This is a genomic window from Pseudomonas urethralis, assembly GCF_021602465.1.
Classification (GTDB): Bacteria; Pseudomonadota; Gammaproteobacteria; order Pseudomonadales; family Pseudomonadaceae; genus Aquipseudomonas; species Aquipseudomonas vlassakiae.
In genome coordinates, this window is sequence record NZ_BQIJ01000025.1 from 15,838 (window position 1) to 41,902 (window position 26,065).

Annotated in this window: 30 protein-coding genes and 2 tRNA genes; 23 read left to right on the plus strand and 9 right to left on the minus strand. The window is 63.4% G+C overall.

All coding sequences use genetic code 11. The annotated features are described in order from the left end of the window. Positions 1-144 precede the first annotated feature (144 nt). The 8 genes from L6D64_RS26070 to L6D64_RS26105 all read left to right on the plus strand — a co-directional run bounded on the left by L6D64_RS26070 (position 145) and on the right by L6D64_RS26105 (position 7,459). Complete coding sequence (locus tag L6D64_RS26070; protein WP_176509521.1) at positions 145-504, plus strand: hypothetical protein; 360 nt, start codon at positions 145-147, stop codon at positions 502-504. Positions 505-649: 145 nt separating this feature from the next. Beyond that, positions 650-1,300, plus strand: coding sequence for a c-type cytochrome (locus L6D64_RS26075; protein WP_176509520.1), 651 nt, complete (start codon positions 650-652; stop codon positions 1,298-1,300). Beyond that, a complete protein-coding gene (locus L6D64_RS26080; protein ID WP_176509519.1) occupies positions 1,297-2,217 on the plus strand; it encodes a c-type cytochrome in 921 nt (306 codons plus the stop codon). The genes L6D64_RS26075 and L6D64_RS26080 overlap by 4 nt, the downstream gene beginning before the upstream one ends. A 196-nt stretch (positions 2,218-2,413) precedes the next feature. Next, positions 2,414-3,253, plus strand: coding sequence for a UTP--glucose-1-phosphate uridylyltransferase GalU (galU, locus tag L6D64_RS26085; RefSeq protein ID WP_054884950.1), 840 nt, complete (start codon positions 2,414-2,416; stop codon positions 3,251-3,253). A 99-nt stretch (positions 3,254-3,352) separates the two neighbouring features. Continuing rightward, positions 3,353-4,708, plus strand: coding sequence for a glutathione-disulfide reductase (gorA, locus tag L6D64_RS26090; protein WP_176509518.1), 1,356 nt, complete (start codon positions 3,353-3,355; stop codon positions 4,706-4,708). 205 nt (positions 4,709-4,913) lie between these two features. Further along, on the plus strand, positions 4,914-5,477 hold the full coding sequence (gene ahpC / locus L6D64_RS26095; RefSeq protein ID WP_054884952.1) for an alkyl hydroperoxide reductase subunit C: 564 nt from the start codon (positions 4,914-4,916) through the stop codon (positions 5,475-5,477). A 126-nt stretch (positions 5,478-5,603) separates the two neighbouring features. Then, the gene (ahpF, locus tag L6D64_RS26100; protein WP_176509517.1) at positions 5,604-7,166 is read left to right on the plus strand and encodes an alkyl hydroperoxide reductase subunit F; all 1,563 of its coding nucleotides are present in this window, start codon (positions 5,604-5,606) and stop codon (positions 7,164-7,166) included. Positions 7,167-7,270: 104 nt separating this feature from the next. Next, the gene (locus tag L6D64_RS26105) at positions 7,271-7,459 is read left to right on the plus strand and encodes a hypothetical protein (RefSeq protein ID WP_176509516.1); all 189 of its coding nucleotides are present in this window, start codon (positions 7,271-7,273) and stop codon (positions 7,457-7,459) included. A gap of 5 nt (positions 7,460-7,464) precedes the next feature. Here the strand turns inward: L6D64_RS26105 and L6D64_RS26110 are convergent, their stop codons facing one another. From L6D64_RS26110 to nhaR, 3 genes are all read right to left on the minus strand, one after another. Continuing rightward, positions 7,465-8,112: a YceH family protein gene (locus L6D64_RS26110; protein WP_176509515.1), complete on the minus strand. Its 648-nt coding sequence runs from the start codon at positions 8,110-8,112 to the stop codon at positions 7,465-7,467. 88 nt (positions 8,113-8,200) lie between these two features. Next, positions 8,201-9,412 (minus strand): serine/threonine transporter SstT, encoded by a 1,212-nt coding sequence (gene sstT / locus L6D64_RS26115; RefSeq protein WP_176509514.1) that lies wholly within the window; start codon positions 9,410-9,412, stop codon positions 8,201-8,203. Between the two features lie 74 nt (positions 9,413-9,486). Then, complete coding sequence (gene nhaR / locus L6D64_RS26120) at positions 9,487-10,380, minus strand: transcriptional activator NhaR (RefSeq protein ID WP_176509513.1); 894 nt, start codon at positions 10,378-10,380, stop codon at positions 9,487-9,489. Between the two features lie 132 nt (positions 10,381-10,512). Here nhaR and L6D64_RS26125 point away from each other — a divergent pair, with 132 nt between their 5' ends. Together L6D64_RS26125 and L6D64_RS26130 are read left to right on the plus strand one after the other, a co-directional pair. Beyond that, positions 10,513-10,752, plus strand: a complete 240-nt coding sequence (locus L6D64_RS26125; RefSeq protein WP_176509512.1) for a hypothetical protein — start codon at positions 10,513-10,515, stop codon at positions 10,750-10,752. Positions 10,753-10,780: 28 nt separating this feature from the next. Then, on the plus strand, positions 10,781-11,533 hold the full coding sequence (locus tag L6D64_RS26130; protein WP_016391529.1) for a TerC family protein: 753 nt from the start codon (positions 10,781-10,783) through the stop codon (positions 11,531-11,533). A 51-nt stretch (positions 11,534-11,584) separates the two neighbouring features. On the opposite strand, the gene L6D64_RS26135 is transcribed toward L6D64_RS26130, so the two are convergent. Next, positions 11,585-11,764, minus strand: coding sequence for a hypothetical protein (locus L6D64_RS26135; RefSeq protein ID WP_176509511.1), 180 nt, complete (start codon positions 11,762-11,764; stop codon positions 11,585-11,587). A gap of 156 nt (positions 11,765-11,920) precedes the next feature. On the opposite strand from L6D64_RS26135, the gene L6D64_RS26140 reads away from it, so the two are divergent. Beyond that, positions 11,921-12,664, plus strand: coding sequence for a peptidase C39 family protein (locus L6D64_RS26140; RefSeq protein ID WP_176509510.1), 744 nt, complete (start codon positions 11,921-11,923; stop codon positions 12,662-12,664). Positions 12,665-12,785: 121 nt separating this feature from the next. Here L6D64_RS26140 and L6D64_RS26145 read toward each other — a convergent pair whose 3' ends face one another. Next, positions 12,786-14,069 carry an NAD(P)/FAD-dependent oxidoreductase gene (locus tag L6D64_RS26145; RefSeq protein WP_054884960.1) on the minus strand — a complete coding sequence of 428 codons (1,284 nt, stop codon included), beginning with the start codon at positions 14,067-14,069 and terminating at the stop codon, positions 12,786-12,788. Positions 14,070-14,270: 201 nt separating this feature from the next. On the opposite strand from L6D64_RS26145, the gene L6D64_RS26150 reads away from it, so the two are divergent. The 4 genes from L6D64_RS26150 to L6D64_RS26165 all read left to right on the plus strand — a co-directional run bounded on the left by L6D64_RS26150 (position 14,271) and on the right by L6D64_RS26165 (position 15,822). Beyond that, positions 14,271-14,347 (plus strand) — tRNA-Val (locus L6D64_RS26150). 179 nt (positions 14,348-14,526) lie between these two features. Continuing rightward, positions 14,527-14,603, plus strand: a tRNA-Val gene (locus L6D64_RS26155). Between the two features lie 158 nt (positions 14,604-14,761). Beyond that, entirely contained in the window at positions 14,762-15,334 is a 573-nt protein-coding gene (locus L6D64_RS26160; RefSeq protein ID WP_176509509.1) for an SPOR domain-containing protein, read from the plus strand. A 62-nt stretch (positions 15,335-15,396) separates the two neighbouring features. Continuing rightward, complete coding sequence (locus L6D64_RS26165) at positions 15,397-15,822, plus strand: GTP pyrophosphokinase (protein WP_054884962.1); 426 nt, start codon at positions 15,397-15,399, stop codon at positions 15,820-15,822. A 3-nt stretch (positions 15,823-15,825) separates the two neighbouring features. Here L6D64_RS26165 and L6D64_RS26170 read toward each other — a convergent pair whose 3' ends face one another. After that, positions 15,826-16,068 (minus strand): DUF1654 domain-containing protein, encoded by a 243-nt coding sequence (locus L6D64_RS26170; RefSeq protein ID WP_054884963.1) that lies wholly within the window; start codon positions 16,066-16,068, stop codon positions 15,826-15,828. Between the two features lie 187 nt (positions 16,069-16,255). After that, the gene (locus L6D64_RS26175; RefSeq protein WP_176509508.1) at positions 16,256-17,344 is read right to left on the minus strand and encodes an asparaginase; all 1,089 of its coding nucleotides are present in this window, start codon (positions 17,342-17,344) and stop codon (positions 16,256-16,258) included. A gap of 402 nt (positions 17,345-17,746) precedes the next feature. Between L6D64_RS26175 and L6D64_RS26180 the strand changes: the two genes are divergently transcribed. The 7 genes from L6D64_RS26180 (at position 17,747) to L6D64_RS26210 (ending at position 24,797) form a co-directional block, all read left to right on the plus strand. Further along, positions 17,747-18,703 (plus strand): sugar ABC transporter substrate-binding protein, encoded by a 957-nt coding sequence (locus L6D64_RS26180; protein ID WP_176509507.1) that lies wholly within the window; start codon positions 17,747-17,749, stop codon positions 18,701-18,703. A gap of 21 nt (positions 18,704-18,724) precedes the next feature. Next, complete coding sequence (locus tag L6D64_RS26185; protein ID WP_176509506.1) at positions 18,725-20,278, plus strand: sugar ABC transporter ATP-binding protein; 1,554 nt, start codon at positions 18,725-18,727, stop codon at positions 20,276-20,278. Continuing rightward, positions 20,275-21,270, plus strand: coding sequence for an ABC transporter permease (locus L6D64_RS26190; protein ID WP_176509505.1), 996 nt, complete (start codon positions 20,275-20,277; stop codon positions 21,268-21,270). Before L6D64_RS26185 ends, L6D64_RS26190 begins: the two co-directional genes overlap by 4 nt. Before the next feature lie 4 nt (positions 21,271-21,274). Next, the gene (locus L6D64_RS26195; RefSeq protein WP_176509504.1) at positions 21,275-22,297 is read left to right on the plus strand and encodes a LacI family DNA-binding transcriptional regulator; all 1,023 of its coding nucleotides are present in this window, start codon (positions 21,275-21,277) and stop codon (positions 22,295-22,297) included. Between the two features lie 9 nt (positions 22,298-22,306). Next, on the plus strand, positions 22,307-23,215 hold the full coding sequence (gene rbsK, locus L6D64_RS26200; protein ID WP_176509503.1) for a ribokinase: 909 nt from the start codon (positions 22,307-22,309) through the stop codon (positions 23,213-23,215). Further along, positions 23,212-23,610, plus strand: coding sequence for a D-ribose pyranase (gene rbsD, locus L6D64_RS26205; protein ID WP_176509502.1), 399 nt, complete (start codon positions 23,212-23,214; stop codon positions 23,608-23,610). The genes rbsK and rbsD overlap by 4 nt, the downstream gene beginning before the upstream one ends. Positions 23,611-23,789: 179 nt before the next feature. Then, positions 23,790-24,797, plus strand: coding sequence for a nucleoside hydrolase (locus tag L6D64_RS26210; protein ID WP_176509501.1), 1,008 nt, complete (start codon positions 23,790-23,792; stop codon positions 24,795-24,797). On the opposite strand, the gene L6D64_RS26215 is transcribed toward L6D64_RS26210, so the two are convergent. After that, positions 24,769-24,981: a hypothetical protein gene (locus tag L6D64_RS26215; RefSeq protein ID WP_099814504.1), complete on the minus strand. Its 213-nt coding sequence runs from the start codon at positions 24,979-24,981 to the stop codon at positions 24,769-24,771. The two genes, L6D64_RS26210 and L6D64_RS26215, sit on opposite strands and share 29 nt — an antisense overlap. Positions 24,982-25,240: 259 nt before the next feature. On the opposite strand from L6D64_RS26215, the gene L6D64_RS26220 reads away from it, so the two are divergent. Beyond that, entirely contained in the window at positions 25,241-25,561 is a 321-nt protein-coding gene (locus tag L6D64_RS26220; protein ID WP_176509500.1) for an I78 family peptidase inhibitor, read from the plus strand. Positions 25,562-25,783: 222 nt separating this feature from the next. Here L6D64_RS26220 and L6D64_RS26225 read toward each other — a convergent pair whose 3' ends face one another. After that, complete coding sequence (locus L6D64_RS26225) at positions 25,784-25,996, minus strand: cold-shock protein (protein WP_003250656.1); 213 nt, start codon at positions 25,994-25,996, stop codon at positions 25,784-25,786. Positions 25,997-26,065 lie beyond the last annotated feature (69 nt).

Sequence of the window (26,065 nt, forward strand, 5' to 3'; positions counted from 1 at the left end):
GATTGGTTCTGCAAAGGCGAACGATACCACGATGTCGGCTTGCGCTGCCGCGCCTGATGGCCGCTGGCGGATAAAACGGCCAAAGCGGGGAGCAAAACCGCCTCGCTGTTGTCCTACGCTCTCTTGTCATTCGAGGTGCGGCAAATGAAGTGGATGGTGGCGGCGTTGTTCCTGGCGCTGGGAGGGTGTGTCAGTGTGTCGGAACTTGAGCAATCCCATGAAACCATGGATGTGATGTCCGGCAAGACGCCGCGCGAATATGCCGATTGCATCAAGGCGCACCTGGCCAAGAGCCGTGACCCTCTGGTAGAGGAGCAGCGCGACGACGGCCTGCGTCTGATCGTGCCGCAAAAGCTTACGGCAGGTTCCGGGCCGGCAGCCTTGCTCGACATCCACAAGCGGGGCAGCGGCAGCAGCATCAAGCTGCATGAGCGCCTGAACAACTTCCCGCTGCGCCCGGGTGATGTGCGCGAGGCCACGACCCAGTGCATCTCGGGGAGTTGATCTGGCTCAACGGATCGGCGCATAGCAGGCCATTTGCCAGCCGGTGATCGGCTGGGGCGTTGTTGCGAATTCCCTTACAGGGCTAGTATCCATTTGCTTATGTTTTTTAAGCCTAAGCTTATAACAAAAGAAATGGAGATTCGTGATGACACCGTTGAGTCGCGTCGTGATCGGCAGCCTGCTGATCCTGGCCTGGCCCGCGGCGCATGCCGCCGATGGCCAGAAAGTCTTTACCCAGGGCGGGGCCAACCCCGCCGCCATGGCCTGCCTGGGCTGCCATGGCCCGGACGGCAAGGGCATGGCCGCCGCAGGGTTCCCCCGCCTGGCTGGCCTGCCGGCCGGTTACCTGAGCAAACAGCTGCACGACTGGCGCAGTGGCAGCCGCCAGCAGCCGGTCATGGCGCCGTTGGCCAAGGCCCTGAGTCTCGATGAGATCGAGGCCGTCAGTCAGTACCTGGCCGCGCTGCCAAGTGATCCTGCCCCGGACTGGCGTCGCCAGCAGATCGCGACCAACCCCACCGAACGCCTGGCCCTGTACGGCGACTGGAGCCGGCAGATACCCGGCTGCGTGCAATGCCATGGCCCAGGTGGCAGCGGGGTAGGCGAGCACTTCCCGCCGCTGGCCGGGCAGCCTGCGGCGTACCTGATGGCGCAGCTCAACGGCTGGCGCGACGGCAGCCGCAGCAACGACCCCAATCAGCTGATGGCAGACGTGGCCAAGGCCATGACTGACGCCGAGGTCAAGGCAATTGCCGAGTACTTCGCCCACCCCGCCAGCCCGGAGGCCAAGCCATGAAAACCCTGTTGCCAACCTTGCTGCTGCTGGCCACGGGCAGTGCCTTTGCCAGCCAGGCCCCCATCGCCATGGAAGACCAGTCGCAGCTGAAAGTCCCCGATGCCCAGGCGGCGCCACGGTTCGCACCGCCAGCCGAAAGCGCGCTGCCGGACAATGCCTTCGGCAAGATGGTCCGTGAGGGGCACGCACTGTTCGTCGACACCCGCCGGTTGATGCCCGAGGCGGTGGGCAATGGCATGAACTGCAGCAACTGCCACCTCGATCAGGGCCGCCTGGCGCATTCCGCGCCGTTGTGGGGCGCTTACCCGATGTACCCGGCCTACCGCAAGAAGAACGACAAGGTGAACACCTTCGCCGAGCGTATCCAGGGCTGCTTCCAGTTCAGCATGAACGGCAAGCCGCCCGCCGCTGACAGCCCGCAGATGACGGCGCTGGCTGTGTATTCATACTGGCTTTCGACCCAGGCGCCCACCGGCGTGGAAATCGCCGGTCGCGGTTACCCCGAGGTGCCACAGCCAAAAGGTGGCTACGACTTCAAGCGCGGCCAGCAGGTCTACCGTGATCAGTGCGCTATCTGTCACGGTGACAACGGCGAGGGGCAGAAGGTAGCCGGTGACTATGTGATGCCACCGCTCTGGGGCAAGGACTCCTACAACTGGGGCGCCGGCATGCACCGGATCAATACCGCAGCCTCGTTCATCAAGTACAACATGCCACTGGGTAAGCCGGGCAGCCTGAGCGATCAGCAGGCGTGGGATGTGGCTGCCTGGGTCAACCGCCACGAGCGCCCCCAGGACCCTCGCCTGGTGGAGGGTTCCGTCGAAAAGACACGGCTGAAGTTCCATGCCAACGACGGCGTCAACCTGTACGGCCAGCAGGTCGACGGGGTGCTGATCGGGCAGGGCACAGGCAGCTGAGCACGCGTCGTGCCGGCCCTTTCGCGGCTGCCCCGAAGGGGCCGGATGACGGGATTTTCACGAACTTTTTGGAACTATCTACACTGGGTTATCTCTATCATGGCAACGGTCGTCGCAGGCAAGGCATTGTAAGCTGCATGCCGCCTGATTAGACTGCGCCGAATTCCACAGGCTTCGCCTATGTTTAAGGATGTTTATGATCAAGAAATGCTTGTTCCCGGCAGCCGGCTACGGCACTCGCTTCCTGCCAGCTACCAAAGCCATGCCCAAGGAAATGCTGCCGGTGGTCAACAAGCCACTGATCCAGTATGGCGTTGAAGAAGCATTGGACGCTGGTCTGAACGAGATTTCCATCGTCACCGGCCGCGGCAAGCGCGCGCTTGAAGACCACTTCGACATCAGCTACGAGCTGGAAAACCAGATCAAGGGCACCGACAAGGAAAAATACCTGGTCGGTATCCGTCGCCTGCTCGACGAATGCTCGTTCTCCTACACCCGCCAGACCGAAATGAAAGGCCTGGGCCACGCCATCCTGACCGGCCGCCCGCTGATCGGTGACGAACCGTTCGCCGTGGTCCTGGCGGATGACCTGTGCGTCAACCTCGAAGGCGAAGGCGTGCTCGCGCAGATGGTCGCGCTGTACAAGAAGTACCGCTGCTCGATCGTTGCCATCCAGGAAGTCGATCCGCAGGAAACCAACAAGTACGGCGTCATCGCCGGTGAAGAAATCAAGGACGGCATTTTCCGCGTCGACTCCATGGTCGAGAAGCCGAAGCCGGAAGACGCCCCGTCCAACCTGGCGATCATCGGTCGCTACATCCTGACCCCGGACATCTTCGAGAAAATCGAACAGACCGAGCCAGGCAAAGGTGGCGAGATCCAGATCACCGACGCGCTGATGAAACAGGCCGCCGAAGGCAACGTGATTGCCTACAAGTTCAAGGGCAAGCGTTTCGACTGCGGTGGCGCCGAAGGCTACATCGAGGCGACCAACTTCTGCTTCGAGAACTTCTACAAGGCCGGCAAGGCGTACTGATACGCCAATGCGGGTTCAAGGAGCCACCCTTCGGGGTGGCTTTTTTGTGCGCGCAAGACAACGGCGTTATGCTGGGCGCCTGCCTAGGAGAGTGAATACATGGCCTACGATTTTGATCTGTTCGTGATTGGCGCCGGTTCCGGCGGCGTGCGCGCAGCGCGCTTCGCTGCGGGCTTCGGTGCAAAAGTGGCAGTGGCCGAGAGCCGCTACCTCGGTGGCACCTGCGTCAACGTCGGCTGCGTGCCGAAGAAGCTGCTGGTCTACGGCGCCCATGTCGCCGATGAACTGGAACAGGCCGCCGGCTTCGGCTGGACCCTGGAAGAGGGCCATTTCGACTGGGGCACGCTGATCGCCAACAAGAACCGCGAGATCGAGCGCCTCAATGGCATCTACCGCAACCTGCTGGTGAACAGTGGCGTGACCTTGCTGCAAGGCCATGCCCGCATCACCGGTGCCAACGAGGTGGAAGTGGACGGCCAGCGGTTCAGCGCCGAGCACATCCTGATTGCCACCGGCGGCTGGCCGCAGGTGCCGGACATTCCGGGCAAGGAACTGGCCATCACCTCCAACGAGGCGTTCTACCTCAAGGAACTGCCGCGCCGCGTGCTGGTGGTTGGCGGTGGTTATATCGCCGTCGAGTTCGCCGGCATCTTCCAGGGCCTGGGCGCCGACACCACCTTGCTGTATCGCGGGGAACTGTTCCTGCGGGGCTTCGACGGCTCGGTGCGTACCCACCTCAAGGAAGAGCTGGAAAAGCGCGGCATGAACCTGCAGTTCAACGCCGACATCCAGCGCATTGACAAGCTTGAGGACGGCAGCCTGAAAGCCACCCTCAAGGACGGCCGCGAGCTGGTCGCCGATTGCGTGTTCTACGCCACCGGCCGCCGCCCGATGCTCGACAACCTGGGCCTGGAAAACACCGGGGTTGAACTGGATGCCCGCGGTTTCATCCGCGTCGACGAGCAGTACCAGACCACCGCACCGTCGATCCTCGCGATTGGCGATGTGATCGGCCGCGTGCAGCTCACCCCGGTGGCCCTGGCCGAAGGCATGGCCGTGGCCAGGCGGCTGTTCAAGCCAGAGCAGTACCGCAAGGTGGATTACCAGAACATCCCGACGGCGGTGTTCAGCCAGCCACCGATCGGCACTGTCGGCCTCACCGAGGAGCAGGCACTGGCAGCCGGGCACAAGGTGCAGATCTTCGAGAGCCGCTTCCGCGCCATGAGGCTGACCCTCACCGACATCCAGGAAAAGACCCTGATGAAGCTGGTGGTGGACGCCGAGACCGACAAGGTACTGGGCTGCCACATGGTCGGCCCGGACGCCGGCGAGATCATCCAGGGCCTGGGTATTGCCCTCAAGGCCGGAGCGACCAAGCAGTTGTTCGACGACACCATTGGCGTGCACCCGACTGCCGCTGAAGAGTTCGTCACCATGCGCACCGTCACCCGCTGAGGCTGCGGGCCTCGTCACCGCCCCCCGGTGATGAGGCCCTCGACTACCGCGCAATCCTTTGCTCAGCCCATTCCCTTCTATTAATTATCTGCGGTTATAGCCAAAACCAATCACAAGCATGAGCTTTGCCAATGAGCCTTTGTCGGGGCCAGCAGTTAGGATTCTTTCCATCAACTGATTCCAACCCCATGAAGGAGCGTCTCTCATGCCTATCATCAACAGCCAGGTCAAACCGTTCAACGCCACCGCCTACCACAAGGGCGAGTTCGTCCAGGTCAGCGAAGCCGACCTGAAAGGCAAGTGGTCCGTCGTGTTCTTCTACCCGGCCGACTTCACCTTCGTTTGCCCGACCGAGCTGGGTGACCTCGCCGACAACTACGCCGAGTTCCAGAAGCTGGGCGTGGAAATCTACGGCGTATCGACCGACACCCACTTCACCCACAAAGCCTGGCACGACACTTCGGAAACCATCGGCAAGATCCAGTACCCGCTGATCGGTGACCCGACCCACGTCATTTCGCGCAACTTCGACGTGCTGATCGAAGAAGCCGGCCTGGCCGATCGCGGTACCTTCGTGATCAACCCGGAAGGCCAGATCAAGATCGTCGAACTGAACGACGGTGGTGTTGGCCGCGACGCAGCCGAGCTGCTGCGCAAAGTCAAGGCTGCCCAGTACGTTGCCGCTCACCCAGGCGAAGTTTGCCCGGCCAAGTGGAAAGAAGGCGAAGCCACTCTGGCGCCGTCGCTGGACCTGGTCGGCAAGATCTAAGCCGATGTGCACGTCGCGGGCGGTAGCCAGCCGCCAAAGCTGAAACACCTACCGCCCCGTAAAAGCGCCCGGGCGACCTCGCCTGGGCGTTTTTGTATCCGAGTTTTGAAAAAAGGAATCGCCCGTATGTTGGACGCCACGCTTAAATCGCAACTGAAAACCTACCTGGAGCGGGTCACCCAGCCGATCGAGATCGTTGCCTCCCTCGACGACGGCGCGAAGTCCCGCGAACTGCACGACCTGCTGGTGGAAATCGCCGGCCTGTCGAACCTCATTACCTTCAGCGCGGACGGCAGCGATGCCCGTCGCCCTTCGTTCTCGCTGAACCGCCCGGGTGCCGACATTAGCCTGCGCTTCGCCGGCATCCCCATGGGCCACGAATTCACCTCCCTGGTGCTGGCGCTGCTGCAAGTCGGCGGCCACCCGTCCAAGGCCAGTAGCGAGGTGATCGAGCAGATCCAGGCGCTGGAAGGCGAGTTCACCTTCGAAACCTACTTCTCGCTGTCGTGCCAGAACTGCCCGGACGTGGTCCAGGCGCTGAACCTGATGGCCGTGCTCAACCCCAATGTGCGCCACGTGGCCATCGACGGTGCGCTGTTCCAGGATGAAGTCGAGTCGCGCAAGATCATGGCGGTGCCGAGCATCTACCTGAACGGCGAAGTGTTCGGCCAGGGCCGCATGGGCCTCGAAGAAATCCTCGGCAAGCTCGACACCAATGCCGGTGCCCGCCAGGCCGAGAAGATCAACGCCAAGGACGCCTTCGACGTGCTGGTGGTCGGCGGTGGCCCTGCGGGGGCCGCAGCGGCCATCTATGCCGCCCGTAAAGGCATCCGCACCGGTGTCGCTGCCGAGCGTTTCGGCGGCCAGGTGCTCGATACCTTGGCCATCGAAAACTTCATTTCGGTGCAGGAAACCGAAGGGCCGAAGCTGGCCACGGCGCTGGAAGAACACGTCAAGCAGTACGACGTCGATATCATGAACCTGCAGCGCGGCGAAGCGTTGATTCCGGGTACCGACGGCGGCCTGCACGAAGTGCGCCTGGCCGGCGGTGCCTCGCTCAAGGCCAAGACGGTGATCCTCGCCACGGGCGCCCGCTGGCGCGAAATAAACGTGCCGGGCGAGCAGGAATACCGCGCCCGCGGCGTGGCCTACTGCCCGCACTGCGACGGCCCGCTGTTCAAGGGCAAGCGCGTGGCGGTGATCGGCGGCGGCAACTCGGGCGTGGAAGCGGCCATCGACCTGGCCGGTATCGTCGCCCAGGTGACGCTGATCGAGTTCGACAGCCAGCTGCGTGCGGATGCTGTGCTGCAGCGCAAGCTGCACAGCCTGCCGAACGTCAAGGTGATCACCAGCGCGCTGACCACCGAAGTGGTGGGCAATGGCGAAAAAGTGACGGGTTTGCGTTACAAGGACCGCAACACCGATGAGGTGCATGACCTGGCGCTGGAAGGCATCTTCGTACAGATCGGCCTGCTGCCGAACACTGATTGGCTCAAAGGCACGGTCGAGCTGTCGCCACGTGGCGAGATCATCGTCGACGCCAAGGGCCAGACCAGCGTGCCGGGTGTGTTTGCCGCAGGTGACGTGACCACCGTGCCGTACAAGCAGATCGTCATCGCGGTGGGTGAGGGCGCCAAGGCCTCGCTGGCAGCGTTCGATCACCTGATCCGGACTTCGGCACCGGCGTAAGCCTGTACCGGCCTTTCGCGGCTGAAGCCGCGAAAGGGCCGGCACAAGCAAAGCATTACCTGAAGGTGTCTATGCTTACCGCAGACACCTTCAGGAGCTCCACCATGACCCTGATCAGCCGCGAACCCTGGTGGCTAATCCCCCCCAAGCCCGGGCAGAAAGAGCAGGACCTGCACTGGGGCTACCTCGAAATCTACGCAGACGGCCGTACCGTGTTCGTCGACCAGCGCCCCAGTGACCGGGAACTGGCCGAACGCAAGAGCTGCCGCAATTTCCCCGACCCTGAACCCTAGCCGGCTCAGCCTTCCAGCTCGGCCAGTCGTGCTTCCAGTGCCGCGATCCGTGCCTCCAGGGCTTCGATACGCTCTTCCGACACGCTGCTGCCACTGCTGCGAGCACCACCGTCTTGCTGGCGCGCTGCCAGAATCGCCTCGATTTCTGCCGGGTCACCCAGGGCATGGGTATAGCGGTCTTCCCGCTGCCCGGCCTGGCGTGGCAGGTGCAAGGCCAGGTCGCGTGAAATCAGGCGCTCCAGTTGGTGCTGGATCTGCTCGGTGTCGTCGAAGTCGTGCAGGCGGTTGCTGCGGGTCAGCAGTTCGTTGAGGGTCTGCGGCCCCCGCAGGAACATCAGGCCCATCAGCACCAGCTGCGCCGGTACCAGTTCCAGGGCTTTGTCCACCCGCTGTTCCCAGCGGTCGGCACGGCTGCCCATCTGCAACCGGGTCATGCCCTGGCCCTCGAGGGCGCGCAGGGCCTGGCCGACCTGGCCTTGGCTGAGGTTCATGACAGGTTCCCGGCTGGTCTTCTGGTTACAGGCCAGGACCAGGGCGTTAAGGGTCAGCGGGTAGCTTTCCGGGCTGGTGGCCTGCTTCTCGATGAGCGCGCCGAGAATGCGGATCTCGATGCTGCTGAGGCGACCTTCGCCGGCGGTTGGGTGTTCTGACATGGCCCTGTCTCATGGCTGGGGAAAGGCCACTAGCGTAGGTAATGCCGCGGTCCATGGCAATTGGGGCCGCAAGGCGGCCCCGGCGGCCTCACGCGTTACGCCGCTCTTCGGCTTGGCACGCCGCCGCAGTAAACAGCACATCGGTCGACGAATTCAGCGCCGTCTCCGCCGAATCCTGCAGCACGCCAATGATGAAGCCCACCGCCACCACTTGCATGGCAATCTCGCTGGGGATGCCGAACAGGCTGCACGCCAGCGGAATCAGCAACAGCGACCCCCCGGCAACCCCAGAGGCGCCGCAGGCACACACCGCCGCAACCACACTCAGCAGCACTGCAGTGGGCAGGTCGACAGGAATGCCGAGGGTGTGCACAGCCGCCAGGGTCAGCACGGTGATGGTGATTGCCGCGCCTGCCATGTTGATGGTCGCCCCCAGCGGGATCGAAACCGAATAGGTGTCCTCATGCAGCCCCAGGCGCTCCGACAGCGCCAGATTGACCGGGATGTTGGCGGCCGAACTGCGGGTGAAGAACGCGGTAATGCCGCTTTCGCGCAGGCACAGCAAGGTCAGCGGGTAAGGGTTGCGGCGGATTTTCCAGAACACGATCAGCGGGTTCATCACCAGCGCCACGAACAGCATGCAACCGATCAGCACACCCAGCAGGTGCAGGTAGCCGAGCAGGGCGCCCAGGCCAGACTGCGCCAGGGTCGAGCTGACCAGCCCGAAGATACCCAGCGGGGCGAAGCGGATCACCACGCGCACGATCAAGGTCACCCCATTGGACAGGTCTTCGACCACGGTGCGGGTGGTGTCGCCAGCGTGGCGCAGGGCCACGCCCAGGCCGATGGCCCAGGTCAGCACACCGATGAAGTTGGCGTTGAGCAAGGCGTTGATCGGGTTGTCGACCGCGCTCAGCAGTAGGTTCTGCATCACCTCGCTGATACCGCCCGGCGCGCTGAGGGCCGCCTCGCTGGCACTCAGGGCCAGTTGCGACGGGAACAGCATGCTGGCGACCACGGCCACCACCGCGGCCGCGAAGGTGCCCAGCAGGTACAGCCAGAGGATCGGGCGGATGTGGGTTTCCTGGCCGTGGCGGTGGTTGGCGATCGACGCCATGACCAGAATGAACACCAGCACCGGCGCGACAGCCTTCAGGGCGCTGACGAACACTTTGCCGAGAAAGCCCAGGTCACGGGCGATGGCGGGTGCCAGCAGGGCCAGGGCGATGCCGGCGACAAGGCCGATGACGATTTGGGTCACCAGGCTGGTGCGGTTTACAAGGCGGAGAACAGGCGTCATGTGCAGCGGAGTCTCGAAATCTTCAAAGGGCGCGACTCTAGCACAATCAGGCCCGGCCCTTTCGCGAGCCGCCACTACCAGTGGAACAGTTCGCGCCGTGCCCCCTCGGTAATCGCCACGATCCCCGGATGCTTGACCTTGCGCTCCACCGAAATGGCATAGAACGACTCATGCACCGCTTCGGTCTGGCCAATCAGTGCGACGCCATACTGCCGGCACACCTCCTCGGCAATCACACTTGGCGCCACGAATATCCCGCTGCCCGACTGGCCGAATGCCTGCATCAGCGCACTGTCATCGAACTCGCCAACGATCCTGGGCTGCACCTGTTGCTCGCCCAGCCAGCGCAACAGGCGGCTGCGCACCACGGTTTCCGGCCCGGGAATCAGTAGCGGCGCATCCTGCAGGCAGGCGGGGAAGGGGCCTGCATGCTGGCTGGCCAGGGCCGGGGTGGCGAAGAAGCTCAGGCCGCATTCGCCGAGCTTCTGGCTATAACCCTTGATATCCAGATGGCTGGGCATCGGGCTGTCGGAAATCACCAGGTCCAGGCGCTGGATCGCCAGGTCTGCCAGTAGCCGTTCGAGCTTGTCTTCGCGGCAATTGATGCGCAGCACTTCATCCAGCTCCATGGTCGGGGCCAGCAGCCGGTAGACGATCGACTTCGGCACCACGTCGGCCACCCCCACGCGAAACAGGATCTGCTCCTGCGGGCCGGCCCTGAGCATGGCCTCCAGTTCGCCGCCGATCTGGAACATCTGCTCGGCATAGACCAGTGCCTGACGGCCGGTCTCGGTCAGCTCCAGTTGTCGACCAACCCGCTGGAACAGCTCCAGCCCGTAGGTCTGCTCGAACAGGCTGATCTGCCCGCTGATGGTCTGCGGCGTCAGGTTCAGCTGCTCGCTGGCGCGGGCGATGCTGCCAGTCTTGGCCACGGCCCAGAAGTAATGGAGCTGTCGATAGTTGAGCACGCGCGCGGGTCCCGATTCGAAAAAACCGAAGTATACACACTGGAAATACGAATTTTCCTGAACTATTGGCGTCTTTAGAATGCGACCCCATCAGGCGCTTCGCGCCGCCGGGATTTTTCAAGCGAGGACACCATGCTGCATTTCAAATCCATTGGCACCCCGCTGGTGCTGGCCCTGGCGCTGTTCAGCCTGGCGGGTTGCGACCAGGCCGAGAAGTCTGCCCAGCAAATGCTCGACCAAGCCGCCAAGTCGGCCAAGCAGGCCATCGACGACACCAACAAGGCCGCCCAGCAGGCGTTGAGCGATGCCATCGGTCACGAGGGCCAGAAGCCCAAGGACGCCGAGAAGAAAACCCACACCCAAGAAATCTGACCCTAACCGCCGCTTCAGGATTTGAACAATGGAATACTTGCTGGAACTCGCCGCTAGCCCCACCGCCTGGGTCGCCCTGGCTACGTTGGTGGCCATGGAAGTGGTACTGGGTATCGACAACCTGATCTTCATCTCGATCCTGACCAACAAACTGCCCGTTGAATACCGTTCCAAGGCACGCCGTATCGGTATCAGCATGGCGCTGGTCATGCGCCTGGCCCTGCTCAGCACCGTGGCCTGGATCGTGCAGTTGACCGACCCGGTGTTCGAAGTGTTCGGTAATGCCTTCTCGTGGAAGGACGTGATCCTGATCGCTGGCGGCCTGTTCCTGCTGTGGAAGGCCACCAAGGAGATCCACGAGAACGTCGACCCGCACGGTGCCAAGGAAGAGGCCAAGGTGTCTTCCACGGTCACCCTGGGCTTTGCCGCGGCGATCTTCCAGATCCTGTTGCTGGACATCGTCTTCTCGGTCGACAGCATCATCACCGCCGTGGGCATGACCGAGCACCTGCCGATCATGATCATTGCCGTGATCACCGCCGTCATCGTCATGATGGTGGCCGCCGACCCGCTGGCCAACTTCATCAACGACAACCCGACGGTGGTCATGCTGGCGCTGGGCTTCCTGATCATGATCGGCATGACGCTGATCGCCGAAGGTTTTGGCGCCCATGTACCGAAAGGCTATGTGTACGCGGCGATGGCCTTCTCGACGGTGATCGAGATCCTCAACATCCTGGCTCGCCGAGCGCGGCTCAAGCGTGAAGCTGCAGAAGGCTGATAAAAGACAACGGGGCGCCAAGCGCCCCGTTTGCATTCAGGTGAAGTGGCCTCAGTGGGCCCTGGCATGCCGCCGCGCCCTGCGCACAGGCTGCGCTTTGGCCGGGGCCTGCGGTGGCAGGTGGTGATGCGGGGAATGACGCCGCACGATACGCAGAACACCCCACAGCATGGCGGCCGCGACGCTCAGCCACATACCCACCAGCATGAGGATTGCCATGGTCAGGCTCATGTGTGCCTCCTTCTCTTGGGCCAACCTGCGGTTTGCCCTCCAGACACAGCTTTAGTCTAGCTGCCCGGCCGTGACGTTCCATTGATCAAAGGTCGATGGCTCAAGCCGATTGGTTCCGTTCACTTGTCGGACTATACCCGCGCAACGCGGCGCCCTATGATCGGTGGCCAGAGCCGGGCGCTGCCTGCCTGGCATCGGAACAAGCGAGTGTCCATGGAGCAACATTCCTGCAAGCGCTGGGCAACCGTCCCGCGTCGACTGTTGGCCGCCTGCCTGGTGGCCGCGACCCTGGGCGGCTGCGCCAGTGCACCGCCCGCCAGCCTCAAGGGCATGCCGCAGCGGGTCGAGATCAGTAGCGTGCCGTTCTACCGCGGCAATGCCAACCACAGTGGCTCGATGGCCTTGGCCGCGCTGCTGTCCCAGCAAGGCGCGCCGATCACCCCGGGGCTGCTGGACAAACCGCTGAACCTGCCCAAGGGGGCCGACGCGCTGGAAACCAGTATCCCGCGGGTGGCCCGCGAGTACGGCATGCTGGTGTACCCGCTGGACAAGCAACTGGATGCCCTGCTGACCCAGGTGGCCGCTGGCAATCCGGTATTGCTGCGTTACCGAGAAGGTTCGGCGTGGTGGAGCGAACCGCGTTACGCGGTGCTGATCGGCTATGACAGCTTCAAGAAGCGCGTATTGCTGCGCTCGGGGATGCATCGGCGCCAGTTGATGGCGTTCGATGACTTTGCCTCGGCGTGGGCGAAGGAGGGGAGTTGGGCGGTGCTGGTGCAGCCGCCGCGCCAGCTGCCGGCCCAGGTGGACCGTCAGCGTTGGCTGCAGGCTGCCGATGAACTGGCCCGGGCGGGCCAGGAAGTGGCGGCAAAACAGGCTGTGCGCAGCCTGAGTAAATAGTTACCTGCGCCGGCCTCATCGCGGGTAAACCCGATCCTACAGCTACTGCAATGGTTTCGAACCTTGTACGGTCCCTGTAGGAGCGGGTTTACCCGCGATGAGGCCAGGCCTGCTTACCTCATCAGAAGCCCAGACGATCGCGCAGGCTGTAGTACCAGGCACCCATGGCGCTGAACGGCACTCGCAGCATCTGGCCACCCGGGAACGGGTAGTGCGGCAGGCCGGCGAAGGCGTCGAAACGTTCGGCCTGGCCGCGCAGGGCCTCGGCCAGTACCTTGCCCGCCAGGTGGGTGTAAGTCACGCCGTGGCCAGAGCAACCCTGCGAGTAGTAGATGTTGTCGCCGATACGGCCGACCTGAGGCAGGCGCGACAGGGTCAGCAGGAAGTTGCCGGTCCAGGCGTAGTCGATCTTGACGTTCTTCAGCTGTGGGAAGGCCTTGAGCATCTTCGGACGAATGATCGCTTCGATGTTGGCCGGGTCGCGTGCACCGTACACCACGCCACCGCCGAAGATCAGGCGCTTGTCGCTGGTCAGGCGGTAGTAGTCGAGCAGGTAGTTGCAGTCTTCCACGCAGTAGTCCTGCGGCAGCAGGGTGCGGGCCAGTTCTTCGCCCAGCGGCTCGGTGGTGATCACCTGGGTGCCGCACGGCATCGACTTGGCGGCCAGTTCCGGTACCAGGTTGCCCAGGTAGGCGTTGCCGGCAACGATGATGAACTTGGCGCGGACCTTGCCTTGCGGGGTATGCACAACCGGGTTGGCGCCACGCTCGATACGGATGGCCGGGGTCTGCTCGTAAATGATGCCGCCCAGCGACTCGACTGCGGCGGCTTCGCCCAGGGCCAGGTTCAGCGGGTGGATGTGACCGCCGCTCATGTCCAGCATGCCGCCGACATAGTTGTCGCAGGCAACCACTTCACGGATGCGCTTCTTGTCCATCAGCTCCAGCTGGGTGTGGCCGAAGCGTTCCCACAGGCGTTTTTGCGACTCCAGGTGACCCATCTGCTTGGCGGTCAGCGCGGCGAACACGCCGCCGTCCTTCAGGTCGCACTGAATGTTGTACTTGGCCACGCGCTCACGAATGATACGGCCGCCTTCGAAGGCCATCTTGCCGAGCAGCTGTGCTTCTTTAGGGCCGACAGTGCGCTCGATGACGTCGATGTCGCGGCTGTAGCTGTTGACGATCTGACCACCGTTGCGGCCCGATGCGCCGAAGCCGACCTTGGCTGCTTCGACGATGCTCACCTTGAAGCCGTTTTCCAGCAGGAACAGCGCGCTGGACAGGCCGGTGTAGCCGGCACCGATGATGCAGATATCGGTTTCCACCTCACCCTGCAGCGCCGGACGTGGCGGCACCGGGTTGGCCGAGGCGGCGTAGTAGGACTGGGGGTAGGGGGTGTTAGCCATGCTGCAGGAACCTCGTGTTTTATATTTTTAACGAATGTACCGATGCTATCAATAATAATAAACACCCGCTAGTCGTCTGTTGAAATTCCTTTACGGGCCTGCGGCTCGCCACTCTCTATAAACAGTTTAAGATTCAGTGAGTTAGCGCGAAAAAAAGTGTTGACAGGGTTTTTGGATTGCGTAGAATGCGCACCACACGACAGGCACATAGCTCAGTTGGTTAGAGCACCACCTTGACATGGTGGGGGTCGTTGGTTCGAGTCCAATTGTGCCTACCAAACAAAGTCCCGCGCTGCGGGCAGCGAAAAGGGCGACCCGCAGGGGGCGCCCTTTTTGCATTATGGGCCTGTTCGGCGTGGCGGTTGCCAGCGCTTGCAGGTTTCTGAAAGTTTTTGATTTTTTTGAAAAAAACGCTTTACAGGTGCGCATTCGATCACTAATATTCGCACCACACGACAGGCACATAGCTCAGTTGGTTAGAGCACCACCTTGACATGGTGGGGGTCGTTGGTTCGAGTCCAATTGTGCCTACCAAACAAAGCCCCGGGTTTCCGGGCATCAAGAAGGGCGTCCCGCAAGGGGCGCCCTTTTTGCTTTCGGGTTACCCTCGAAGCAGCGTGTAACCTTTGGTCGCGGGCAGTGCCCCGAGTGGCCGTGTTAGAATCCGCCCCTTCGAATCTGGAGGTACACGCGTGCGCAAACTGGCAGTGGTATTGGCAGTGCTGGCCCTGGCGGGCTGTGAGAACGAGGTCGAAGGTGTGCATAAACAGGTTGCCGAGCACCTGCACAACCCCAAGACCGCCAAGTTCGGCAACGTGCGGATCGACACCAAGGGCACAATCTGCGGGCAGGTGCGTGGCAAGGACGATGCCGGCCAGTACGAGGCCTATCGCAGCTATGTGGCGATCAAGGGTGGCGAGGGCCAATACGAAATCATCGTCGATGATGGCGGCAACAACCTGCGTATCCGTGAATACTGCGGCGGGGCCGACCTGCAGCGCCGTGCCGAGGCGCTGGCCGATCAACCGGCTCCTGAGGGGTGGGATGTCGAAGTGATCCAGGGCGCCAACATGGGCGCGCTGTCCGACATGACTGCACGCTTGATCGAGAAAGGCATCCCTTCTTCGGTCGTATACCGTGATGGCAAGCCGGTGGTGTTGATGGGGCCGTTCCCGAGCAAGGCCGAAGCCGATGCGCGCAAGGCCGAGGTCATGGCCAAGCTGGGTACCGATTCGATCGTCATCCAGCATGGTGCGCAGCGTTAACTGTAATCTGTAGCCTTACCCGGCTATGCTTGCCCTGAGACTAGCCAAACGGGGAGGGCCTCATGTCTACGCTGGAGCGGGCCATTGCCGTGGCCGCCAGGGCACATGAAGGGCAATACGACAAGGGTGGGGCAGCATATATCCTCCACCCGTTGCGGGTGATGATGCGGGTCAGCACGCCAGAACAGCGCATAGTCGCGGTGCTGCACGACGTGATCGAAGACACGTCGCTGACCCTTTCCGACTTGGCCCGTGAGGGCTTCCCCCTGAAAATTCTCGCCGCCTTGCTGGCCCTGAGCCGGAACAAGGGCGAAAGCTATCAGGATTTCGTGGTGCGCCTGGGCAGTGACCCGTTGGCGCGCACCGTCAAGCTGGCCGACCTGGCCGACAACAGTGACCTGTCGCGTATTCCCGTGCCTGGCCCCGCCGACCTGGCGCGGCTGGCCCGTTACCGCGAGGCCAGTGCCTACCTGCAGGCGCTGGCCTGAGCCTCAGTCTTCCTTCGGTACGGTCCAGAAGATCTGTACGCCGCCGTCGTCGCGGTGGGCGAGGGTGACGTTGTCGTTCTCGGCAATTTCCTCGAGCAGGGTTTCCCAATCGTCAGGCGACTCGTGTTCCAGGCGGAAGATCAGCGCGGCGCGGCTGCGCTGGGCGAGGGGATTGTTGATGATCTTCTGAATGCGCAGGCCCAGTTGTTGGTAGCTGCTTGCGGTTGCTTCGGCGGTGTTGGCCACGGAGGCGATTCCTTGTTGTGCTGTATGTGCGTACAGTATTTCAAGGCAAAGTATTTCGCAACTGGGTCAGCGCTGGATTCTTCGCGGGTAAACCCGCTCCCACAGGTATCGCATCCCCCCTGTGGGAGCGGCTTTAGCCGCGAAAGGGCCGGTGCAGGCCATGCACCAGCCCAAGGTCATACCGCTATCAGTACTCCCAGAAGATCCGCTGCAGCTCCTTGCTGTCCTGGGTCTTGGTCATCGCCACCATCGCCAGAATCCGCGCCTTCTGTGGGTTCAGGTCATGGGCCACCACCCAGTCGTACTTGTCATCCGGCTGTTCGGCATTGCGCAGCACGAAGCCGCCCTGGTTGACGTGGGACGAGCGGATGATCTGCACGCCGTTCTTGTGCAGCTCCTGCAGCGCCGGCACCACCCGCGACGACACCGAGCCATTGCCGGTACCGGCATGGATGATCGCTTTCGCCCCGCTCTGTGCCAGCGCCTTGTAGGCGGTATCGGTCACATTGCCGTAGCTGTAGGCAATGTCCACCTGCGGCAGGCTGCTGATCTGCTTGATGTCGAACTCCGACTGGGTGGTATGGCGCTTGGCTGGCAAGCGGAACCAGTACGACTTGCCTTCCACCACCATGCCCATCGGGCCCCAGGCACTCTTGAACGCTTCGGTCTTGATGTTGACCGACTTGCTCACGTCGCGGCCGGACTGGATCTCGTCGTTCATGGTCACCAGCACGCCCTTGCCGCGCGACTGCTTGTCGCTGGCCACCGCCACGGCGTTGTACAGGTTGAGCATGCCGTCGGCGGACATCGCCGTGCCCGGGCGCATCGAGCCGACCACCACGATCGGCTTGTCGGTCTTCTCGACCAGGTTGAGGAAATAGGCAGTCTCTTCGAGGGTGTCGGTGCCGTGGGTGATGACGATGCCATCCACGTCCTGGCTGTCGGCAAGCTCGGCGACGCGCTTGGCCAGTTTCAACAGGTCGTCGTTGGTGATGCTTTCGGAGGCGATCTGCATCACCTGCTCGCCGCGCACGTTGGCCAGGTCGGCCAGTTCCGGCACGCCGGCAATCAGCTTGTCGACGCCGAGCTTGGCGGCCTGGTAAGTGGCGCTGTTGGCGGCGCTGGCGCCAGCGCCGGCAATGGTGCCGCCGGTGGCGAGGATGACCACGTTGGCCAGTTTCTGCTGGGTTTCGGCTTCCTTCGCCGAGGCAGTGGCAGGCAGGATCAGCAGCAGCGCCAGGGCGCTGGGGGCGAAGGACTTCAATGCAGCATTCATAATTATTGTTCTCTCTCTTCCTGATGAGGTGTTTGCTGTGTTGCGCGTGAAAGCAGGCAGATTTCGTACCAGCTGCGCGCAGTCTCTTGTGGGAGCGGCCTTGCGTCGCGAAAGGGGTGCGAAGCACCCCCAGGGTTTCAGCTTCGCCGCTTGGATTGCCGGGGCCGCGTTGCGGCCCTTTCGCGACGCAAGGCCGCTCCCACAAAGGCGTTTTCCATTCGGAATCCCGAACAAGCATAGGAAAGGTGTTCGGTTTTTCGAAAAAATTCCGGATAATCAGCACCGCTTGCGTCTTGCCCCCGCCAGCGAAACGGATTTGACAAAACCAGGTCTTGTTTCCATAGTTACCTAACGCAAACGTTTGCGATCCGATAAAAAACACAAGATTCGGAGTCATCTCCCATGAAGCTGCCGTTCCCCGGTCGTCTGCTGGCGCTCGCCGTCATCTCGTCGCTGTCCCTCGCCATGCTGCCGTCTGCTGCCCATGCAGAGGAAAAACCCAAGGTCGCGCTGGTCATGAAGTCGCTGGCCAACGAGTTCTTCCGCACCATGGAAGACGGTGCCAAGGACTACCAGAAAGCTCACACTGGCGAGTTCGACCTGGTCGCCAACGGCATCAAGAACGAAACCGATACCGGTGAGCAGATTCGCATCGTCGAGCAAATGGTCAATTCCGGCGCCAAGGCCCTGGTGATTGCGCCGGCCGACTCCAAGGCGCTGGTCTCGGCGGTGAAGAAAGCCATGGACCAGGGCGTCGTCGTCATCAACATCGACAACCGCCTGGACCCTGAACTGCTCAAGAGCAAAGGCATCAGCGTGCCCTTCGTCGGCCCTGACAACCGCAAGGGCGCACGCATGGTCGGCGACTACCTGGCCCAGCAGAAGCTCAAGGCCGGTGACCAGGTCGGCATCATCGAAGGCGTGCCGACCACCACCAATGCCCAGCAGCGTACCGCCGGCTTCAAGGACGCCATGGATGCCGCCGGGATGAAGATCGTCTCGGTGCAGTCCGGCAACTGGGAGATCGACAAGGGCAACGCTGTCGCCGCGTCCATGCTCAACGAATACCCCGACCTCAAGGCGCTGCTGGCCGGCAACGACAGCATGGCCCTGGGTGCCGTCTCGGCCGTGCGCGCCGCCGGCAAGACCGGCCAGGTGCAGGTGGTGGGTTACGACAACATCAACGCCATCAAGCCGATGCTCAAGGATGGCCGCGTGCTCGCCACCCTCGACCAGGCTGCCAGCCAGCAGGCGGTGTTCGGCATCCAGGCGGCGTTGAAGGTGCTCAAGGGTGAAAAGCCCGACGTGGACGCCGACAACGTCATCCAGACCCCGGTCGAACTGATCACCAAGCCCTGACCCCAAGCAGGAGAGATGGCCATGCCAGCATCGGCCAATGAAGTCGTGCTTGCCGCCAGCGGCCTGGGCAAGCGCTACGCGCAACCGGTGCTGGCCGAGGTCAGCCTGGCCTTGCGCGCTGGCGAAGTGCTGGCGCTGACCGGCGAGAACGGCGCGGGCAAGAGCACATTGTCCAAGCTCATCTGCGGCCTGGAAACACCCAGCAGCGGGCACATGAGCTACCGCGGCCAGGCCTATGCGCCGGCCAGCCGCAGCGAGGCCGAGCGCCTCGGTGTGCGCATGGTCATGCAGGAGCTCAACCTGCTGCCGACCCTGACCGTGGCGGAAAACCTGTTCCTCGACAACCTGCCCAGCCGCTTCGGCTGGATCAGCCACAAGCGCCTGCGCCAGCTGGCCACGGCTGCCATGGCCCAGGTCGGCCTGGATGCCATCGACCCGGACACCCCGGTCGGCGAGCTGGGTATCGGCCATCAGCAGATGGTCGAGATCGCCCGCAACCTGATCGGCGACTGCCATGTGCTGATCTTCGACGAGCCCACGGCGATGCTCACCGCCCGCGAAGTGGAGTTGCTGTTCACCCAGATCGAGCGCCTGCGCCAGCGCGGCGTGGCCATCGTCTACATCTCGCATCGCCTTGAAGAGTTGCAGCGTGTGGCCCAGCGCATCGTCGTGCTGCGCGACGGCCAGCTGGTCTGCGACGAGCCGATCCAGCGCTACAGCAGCGCCGAATTGGTCAACCTGATGGTCGGCCGCGAACTGGGCGAGCATATCGACCTTGGCCGCCGCACGATCGGCGCACCGTTGCTCAAGGTCGACAAGCTGAGCCGCGGCAACAAGGTGCGCGAGGTATCGCTGCAGGTCAGGGCGGGGGAGATCTTCGGCATCTCCGGGCTGATCGGCGCCGGGCGCACCGAGCTGCTGCGGCTGATCTACGGCGCCGACCGCGCCGACAGCGGCAGCATCGAGGTCGGCCAGCCGCTCAAGGCGGTGACCATCGATTCACCCAAGGCGGCGGTCAACGCCGGGATCGCCCTGATCACCGAGGACCGTAAAGGCGAAGGTCTGCTGCTGACGCAATCGGTCAGCGCCAACATCGCCCTCGGCAACCTGCCCGCCGTGTCCCGTGTCGGGGTGCTCGACGGCGAAGCGGAAAAGGCCCTGGCCGAGCGCCAGATCAGCGCCATGCGCATTCGCAGCGCTGGCCCGGCACAGCCGGTCGGCGAGCTGTCTGGCGGTAACCAGCAGAAGGTGGTGATCGGCCGCTGGCTGGAGCGCGACTGCCAGGTGCTGCTGTTCGACGAGCCCACCCGCGGCATCGACGTCGGTGCCAAGTTCGACATCTATGGCCTGCTGGCCGAGCTGGCGCGCCAGGGCAAGGCCTTGGTGGTGGTGTCCAGCGACCTGCGCGAACTGATGCTGATCTGCGATCGCATTGCCGTGCTCTCCGCCGGCCGCCTGATCGATACCTTCGACCGCGAATTCTGGAGCCAGGACCAGCTCCTTGCTGCCGCCTTTGCCGGCTACCAGAAACGTGACGCCCTGCTGCATGACGCAGCACCCAGGATGGATGCATGAAGACCACACCCCTAGACACCCCGGGCAGCGCCCCCGTGCGCCGCAGCGCTACCTACTTCGGCCTGGGCACCTACCTGGGCCTGGCCGGCGCCTTGCTGGCGATGATCGTGCTGTTTTCGTTCCTGAGCAGCCACTTCTGGTCGTACGCCACCTTCAGCACTCTGGCCAACCAGATCCCCGACCTGATGGTGCTGGCCGTGGGCATGACCTTCGTGCTGATCATCGGCGGCATCGACCTGTCGGTCGGCTCGGTACTGGCACTGGCGGCCTCCACCGTCAGCGTGGCGATCCTCGGCTGGGGCTGGGGCGTGCTGCCCGCAGCCCTGCTCGGCATGGCGGTCGCCGCCCTGGCCGGCAGCATCACCGGTGGCGTCACCGTGGCCTGGCGCATCCCGTCGTTCATCGTCTCGCTCGGCGTACTGGAGATGGCCCGCGGCCTGGCCTACCAGTTCACCGACTCGCGCACCGCCTATATCGGCGACGCCTACGCCTGGTTTTCCAACCCGGTGGCCTTCGGTATCTCACCGGCTTTCGTCATCGCCTTGCTGGTGATCGTGCTGGCCCAGCTGGTACTGACCCGCACGGTGTTCGGCCGTTACCTGATCGGCATCGGTACCAATGAAGAGGCTGTGCGCCTGGCCGGCATCGACCCGCGCCCGTACAAGGTGCTGGTGTTCGCCCTGATGGGGCTGCTCGCCGGCCTGGCCGCGCTGTTCCAGATTTCGCGCCTGGAAGCCGCCGACCCCAACGCCGGGTCCGGCCTTGAGCTGCAGGTGATCGCCGCCGTGGTGATCGGCGGTACCAGCCTGATGGGCGGGCGCGGCTCGGTCATCAGTACCTTCTTCGGCGTGCTGATCATTTCTGTGCTGGCTGCAGGCCTTGCGCAGATCGGCGCATCGGAACCGACCAAACGCATCATCACCGGGGCGGTGATCGTCATCGCCGTGGTGCTCGACACTTATCGCAGCCGGCGTGCAGGCCGGCGGAACTGACAACATGGCAACCATCAAAGACGTCGCGGCCCTCGCCGGCATTTCCTACACCACCGTGTCACATGTCCTGAACAAGACCCGCCCGGTCAGCGAGCAGGTACGGCTCAAGGTCGAGGCAGCCATTGTTGAACTCGACTACGTGCCCAGCGCCGTGGCGCGTTCGCTCAAGGCGCGCAGCACGGCCACCATCGGCCTGCTGGTGCCCAACAGCGTCAACCCGTACTTCGCCGAGCTGGCCCGGGGCATCGAGGACGCCTGCGAGCGCAATGGTTATTGCGTGATCCTGTGCAACTCCGACGACAACCCGCAGAAGCAGCGCAGCTACTTGCGCGTACTGCTGGAAAAGCGCATCGACGGCCTGGTAGTGGCATCGGTGGGCGAGGATGCCGACCTGCTGCAGAGCCTGGCCTGTGTGCGCACGCCGATGGTCATCGTCGACCGTGAACTGGAAGGTGTCGACGCCGACCTGGTGCGCATCGACCACGAGCAGGGCGCCTACCTGGCAACCCGCCATCTGCTGGAACTCGGCCATCGCGACATCGCCTACATCGGCGGCCCGGCCGAAACCGGCGTTACCCAGTTGCGCCTGAGTGGCTTCCGCCGGGCGATGGCCGAGGCCGAGGTCGAAGTGCTGGCTGGCCGCGTGCTGCATTGTGATTTCACCAGCCCCGGTGGCCATGTTGCCGCAGCGCAGCTGCTCGATGGCAAGCGGCCGACGGCGATTTTCGCCGGCAACGACATGATCGGTTTCGGTGTATTGCGCGCCGCCGCCGAGCGCAACATCAACGTACCGGGCGAGCTGTCGGTGATCGGCTTCGACGATATCGAGCTGAGCCGCTATGTATTCCCGCCGCTGACCACGGTCGGCCAGTCGATTCGCGAGCTTGGCGAGAGCGCAGCGGCCTTGCTGCTGTCGCGCATCGCCACGCCGCGCCGCGAAGGGGCCGAGCAGCGCATTGTCTCGCCGCGCATCGTGCTGCGCGAATCCACCGGGCCGCGCCCGGACCTGTTCAATGATTACCGCTAAGGAATCGCCATGCATGCCAAGGTAGTGGTGGTCGGCAGCCTCAACATGGACCTGGTGGCTCGCGCCCAGCGGCTGCCACGCGCCGGCGAAACACTGGCCGGGGAACATTTTTTCACCGTGCCCGGCGGCAAGGGCGCCAACCAGGCAGTGGCGGTGGCGCGGCTGGGGGGCAGTGTGGCGATGGTGGGCAATGTCGGCGATGACGCCTACGGCCAGCAGTTGCGCCAGGCGCTGGAAGTGGAAGGCATCGATTGCCAGGCGGTAAGCGTGTGCCCTGGCGTATCCAGTGGCGTGGCGCTGATCACCGTGGATGCTGCCAGCCAGAACTGCATCGTCATCATCCCGGGCGGCAACGGGCTGCTGACACCGGAGTCGGTACAGCGTTTCGATGCCTTGCTGCAGGCCGCCGAGGTGATCATCTGCCAGCTCGAGGTGCCAGTAGAGACCGTGGCCTGGACCCTGGCCAGGGGCCGCGAGCTGGGCAAGCAAGTGATCCTCAACCCGGCGCCGGCCACCGGCCCGCTGCCAGCGGACTGGTTTGCCCATATCGACTACCTCACCCCCAACGAAAGCGAGGCCGAAGCCTTGACCGGCGAGCGGGTCGACGATTTGGACAGTGCCCGCCGCGCAGGGGAGCGCCTGCTGCAGCTGGGCGCAGGCAAGGTGATCATCACCCTGGGCGCGCAAGGGGCGTTGTTTGTCAGCCGGGACGGCAGCCAGCATTTCCCGGCGCCCAAGGTGCAGCCGCTGGATACCACGGCGGCGGGCGACACCTTCATTGGTGGTTTTGCCGCTGCGCTGGTGCAGGGCAATGGGGAGGCTGAGGCCATCGCGTTCGGCCAGCGCGCCGCGGCCTTGTCTGTCACCCGCGCCGGTGCCCAGCCGTCGATTCCCTACCTGGCGGAGCTGACCCCATGAAGAAGACCCTGCTGCTCAACGTCGCCCTGTCACGGACCATCGCCGGGATGGGCCATGGCGACATCCTGGTGATTGGCGATGCCGGCTTGCCGGTGCCACCCGGTGTCGAACTGATCGACCTGGCGTTGACGCCGGGGATCCCGGACTTTGCCAGCGTGCTGCGCGCCGTGTTGAGCGAACTGCAGGTGGAGCGGCATGTGCTGGCCGAAGAGATGCAGAAGGTGGTGCCGCCGGCGCTGGTCGAGGTCGAGCGCCTGAAGGGCAAGCTGGGCAAGCGCGAATGGCACAGCCATGAGGACTTCAAGCTGCTGTCGCGCAACGCCCGGGCAATCGTCCGCACCGGCGAATGCCAGCCCTACAGCAACATCGCCCTGATTTCCGGGGTCACCTTCTAACAAGCGAAACGCGGTGCGATTTTTTGTGGGAGCGGCCTTGCGTCGCGAAAGGGCCGCAACGCGGCCCCGGCAATTTTTGCGGCGAAGCTGAGATCCTGGGGGCGCTGCGCACCCCTTTCGCGACGCAAGGCCGTTCCCACAGTGATCGCATTCCATTTCAGGGCAACAGGAGTGCCGCTATGTTCAAACCTCTGCTACAAGGACTGACCCTCATGGCCGCAGCCGCCACCACCACCCTCCAGGCCGCCCCGCGTGACCTGATCATCGACACCGACCCCGGTGCCGACGACGTGGTCGCGCTGTTCCTGGCCATGGCCTCGCCCGAAGACCTCAACATCCGCGCCATCACCACCGTCGCTGGCAACGTGCGCCTGGAAAAGACCTCGCGCAACGCCCGCCTGGCCCGCGAATGGGCCGGCCGCGAAGACATCCCGGTGTACGCCGGGGCAGGGCGGCCGCTGGTGCGTACGCCCATCTATGCCGCCGACGTTCACGGCGAAGAGGGGCTGACCGGCGTGCCGGTGCACGAGCCGAAACAGCCCCTGGCCGCTGGCAATGCCGTGCAATACCTGGTCGACACCTTGGGCAGTGCCAAGCCCCACAGCATTACCCTTGCCATGCTCGGCCCGCAGACCAACCTGGCCCTGGCGCTGATCCATCAACCCGAGATCGCCATGGGCATCAAAGAAGTGGTGGTCATGGGCGGTGCCCACTTCAACGGTGGCAACATCACCCCGGCGGCGGAGTTCAACCTCTACGCCGACCCCCATGCCGCCGAGGTGGTGCTGGCCAGTGGCGTGCAGTTGACCTACCTGCCGCTGGACGTCACCCACAAAGTCCTCACCAGCGACGCCCGCCTCAAGCAGTTGGCGGCGGTGAACAACCAGGCCAGCAAGAAAGTGGTGGACATTCTGCAGGCCTACATCAAGCACGACATGGACCTGTACGGCATGCCCGGTGGTCCGGTGCATGATGCCAGCGTCATCGCCTACCTGCTGAAACCCGAGCTGTTCAGCGGCCGGCGTATCCACATGAGTGTCGACAGCCGCGAAGGCCCGACCTTCGGCCAGACCATCGCCGACTGGTACGGCGTGCTCAGGCAGCCGGCCAATGTGCTGTGGGTGAACGAGGCTGACGCCCAGGGCTTTTTCGACCTGCTCAGCGCGCGCTTGGCTCGATTGCAATAGCCGCATGCGGCGCGTAGCGCTCGAACACCTGATCGATGAAGCTGCGCGCTGCCTCGCCGCCGCGGTCGCGCACCAACAGGTCGATGGCGATCAACAGCAACTCTTCGGGCGTGCTGGGGCTGTAGGCGCTCTGGCCTTCGGCCCATTTGACCTTGATATCGGCGTCGATGCTGTGGCTGCTCATGAGAGGCTCTCGCTGGGGGGCCGGGGCGGAGGGGCGGACACCGGATCCTGGTGTTCGCAGAAGGCACTGTGCCTTCACTTCCTAAAGTAAATCATGACTTTGCGGCGCCAACCAAGCGACTCGTCGGTTGCGCGGTAAAATTCGGTCACGATTGCCTTTGGCCACTGCTGGTCAGATCAGGCAGACTTTCCCGGTTGTGCAACAAACTCTTGTTGGAGCTGTCGGATCAGGCAGTTCCCAGATCGATTTAGGAGGATTCATGTTCCGTACCCGTGCTTTCCTGGCAACCCTGGCGGTGGCTGCTGTGCTGGCGGGTTGCAGCACTGGCGGCAACTCGGGGGGTGGCAAGGCGCCTGAGGCGCCGGCCGGCAACGATGGCCGCTGCGAGGCCAGCGGTGCCGACTTCGCCATCGGCAAGCCGGGCAGCGCCGCCCTGCTGGAGCAGGCGCGCAAGGCCAGTGGTTCACAGATGGCACGCATTCTCAAGCCGCACGACGTGGTGACGCTGGAGTACCGCTCCGAGCGCCTGAACCTGAACGTGGACGAGCAAGGTGTGGTGACCCGCGTCAACTGCGGTTGATAGGCCAAGCCTGCACACTGCCCACTTGTGGGAGCGGCCTTGCGTCGCGAAAGGGGGGCGCAGCGCCCCCAGAATTGCAGCTTCGCCACATGAAATGCCGGGGCCGCGTTGCGGCCCTTTCGCGACACAAGGCCGCTCCCACAAAAAAGCATGTGTTTGGGGCTGACAGGCACCCATAAAAAAACCCGCCACATGTGGCGGGTTTTTTTACAGCTGCCCGAATTACTCCGGACGAACCTGCGCAGCCTGCATGCCCTTCTGGCCGCGCTCGGCGACGAAGGAAACAGTCTGGCCTTCTTTCAGGCTCTTGAAGCCGTCGGATTCGATGGCTTTGAAGTGTACGAACAGGTCGTCGCCGCCGCCTGCTGGGGTGATGAAGCCGTAGCCTTTTTCATCATTGAACCATTTGACGGTGCCTTGTTGGCGATTGGACATGAGGTGAATCTCCAGAACATTTAGTTTTTTCAGTGGTGCAATGCGGCCGAGGCTACGGAGCACGGGGTA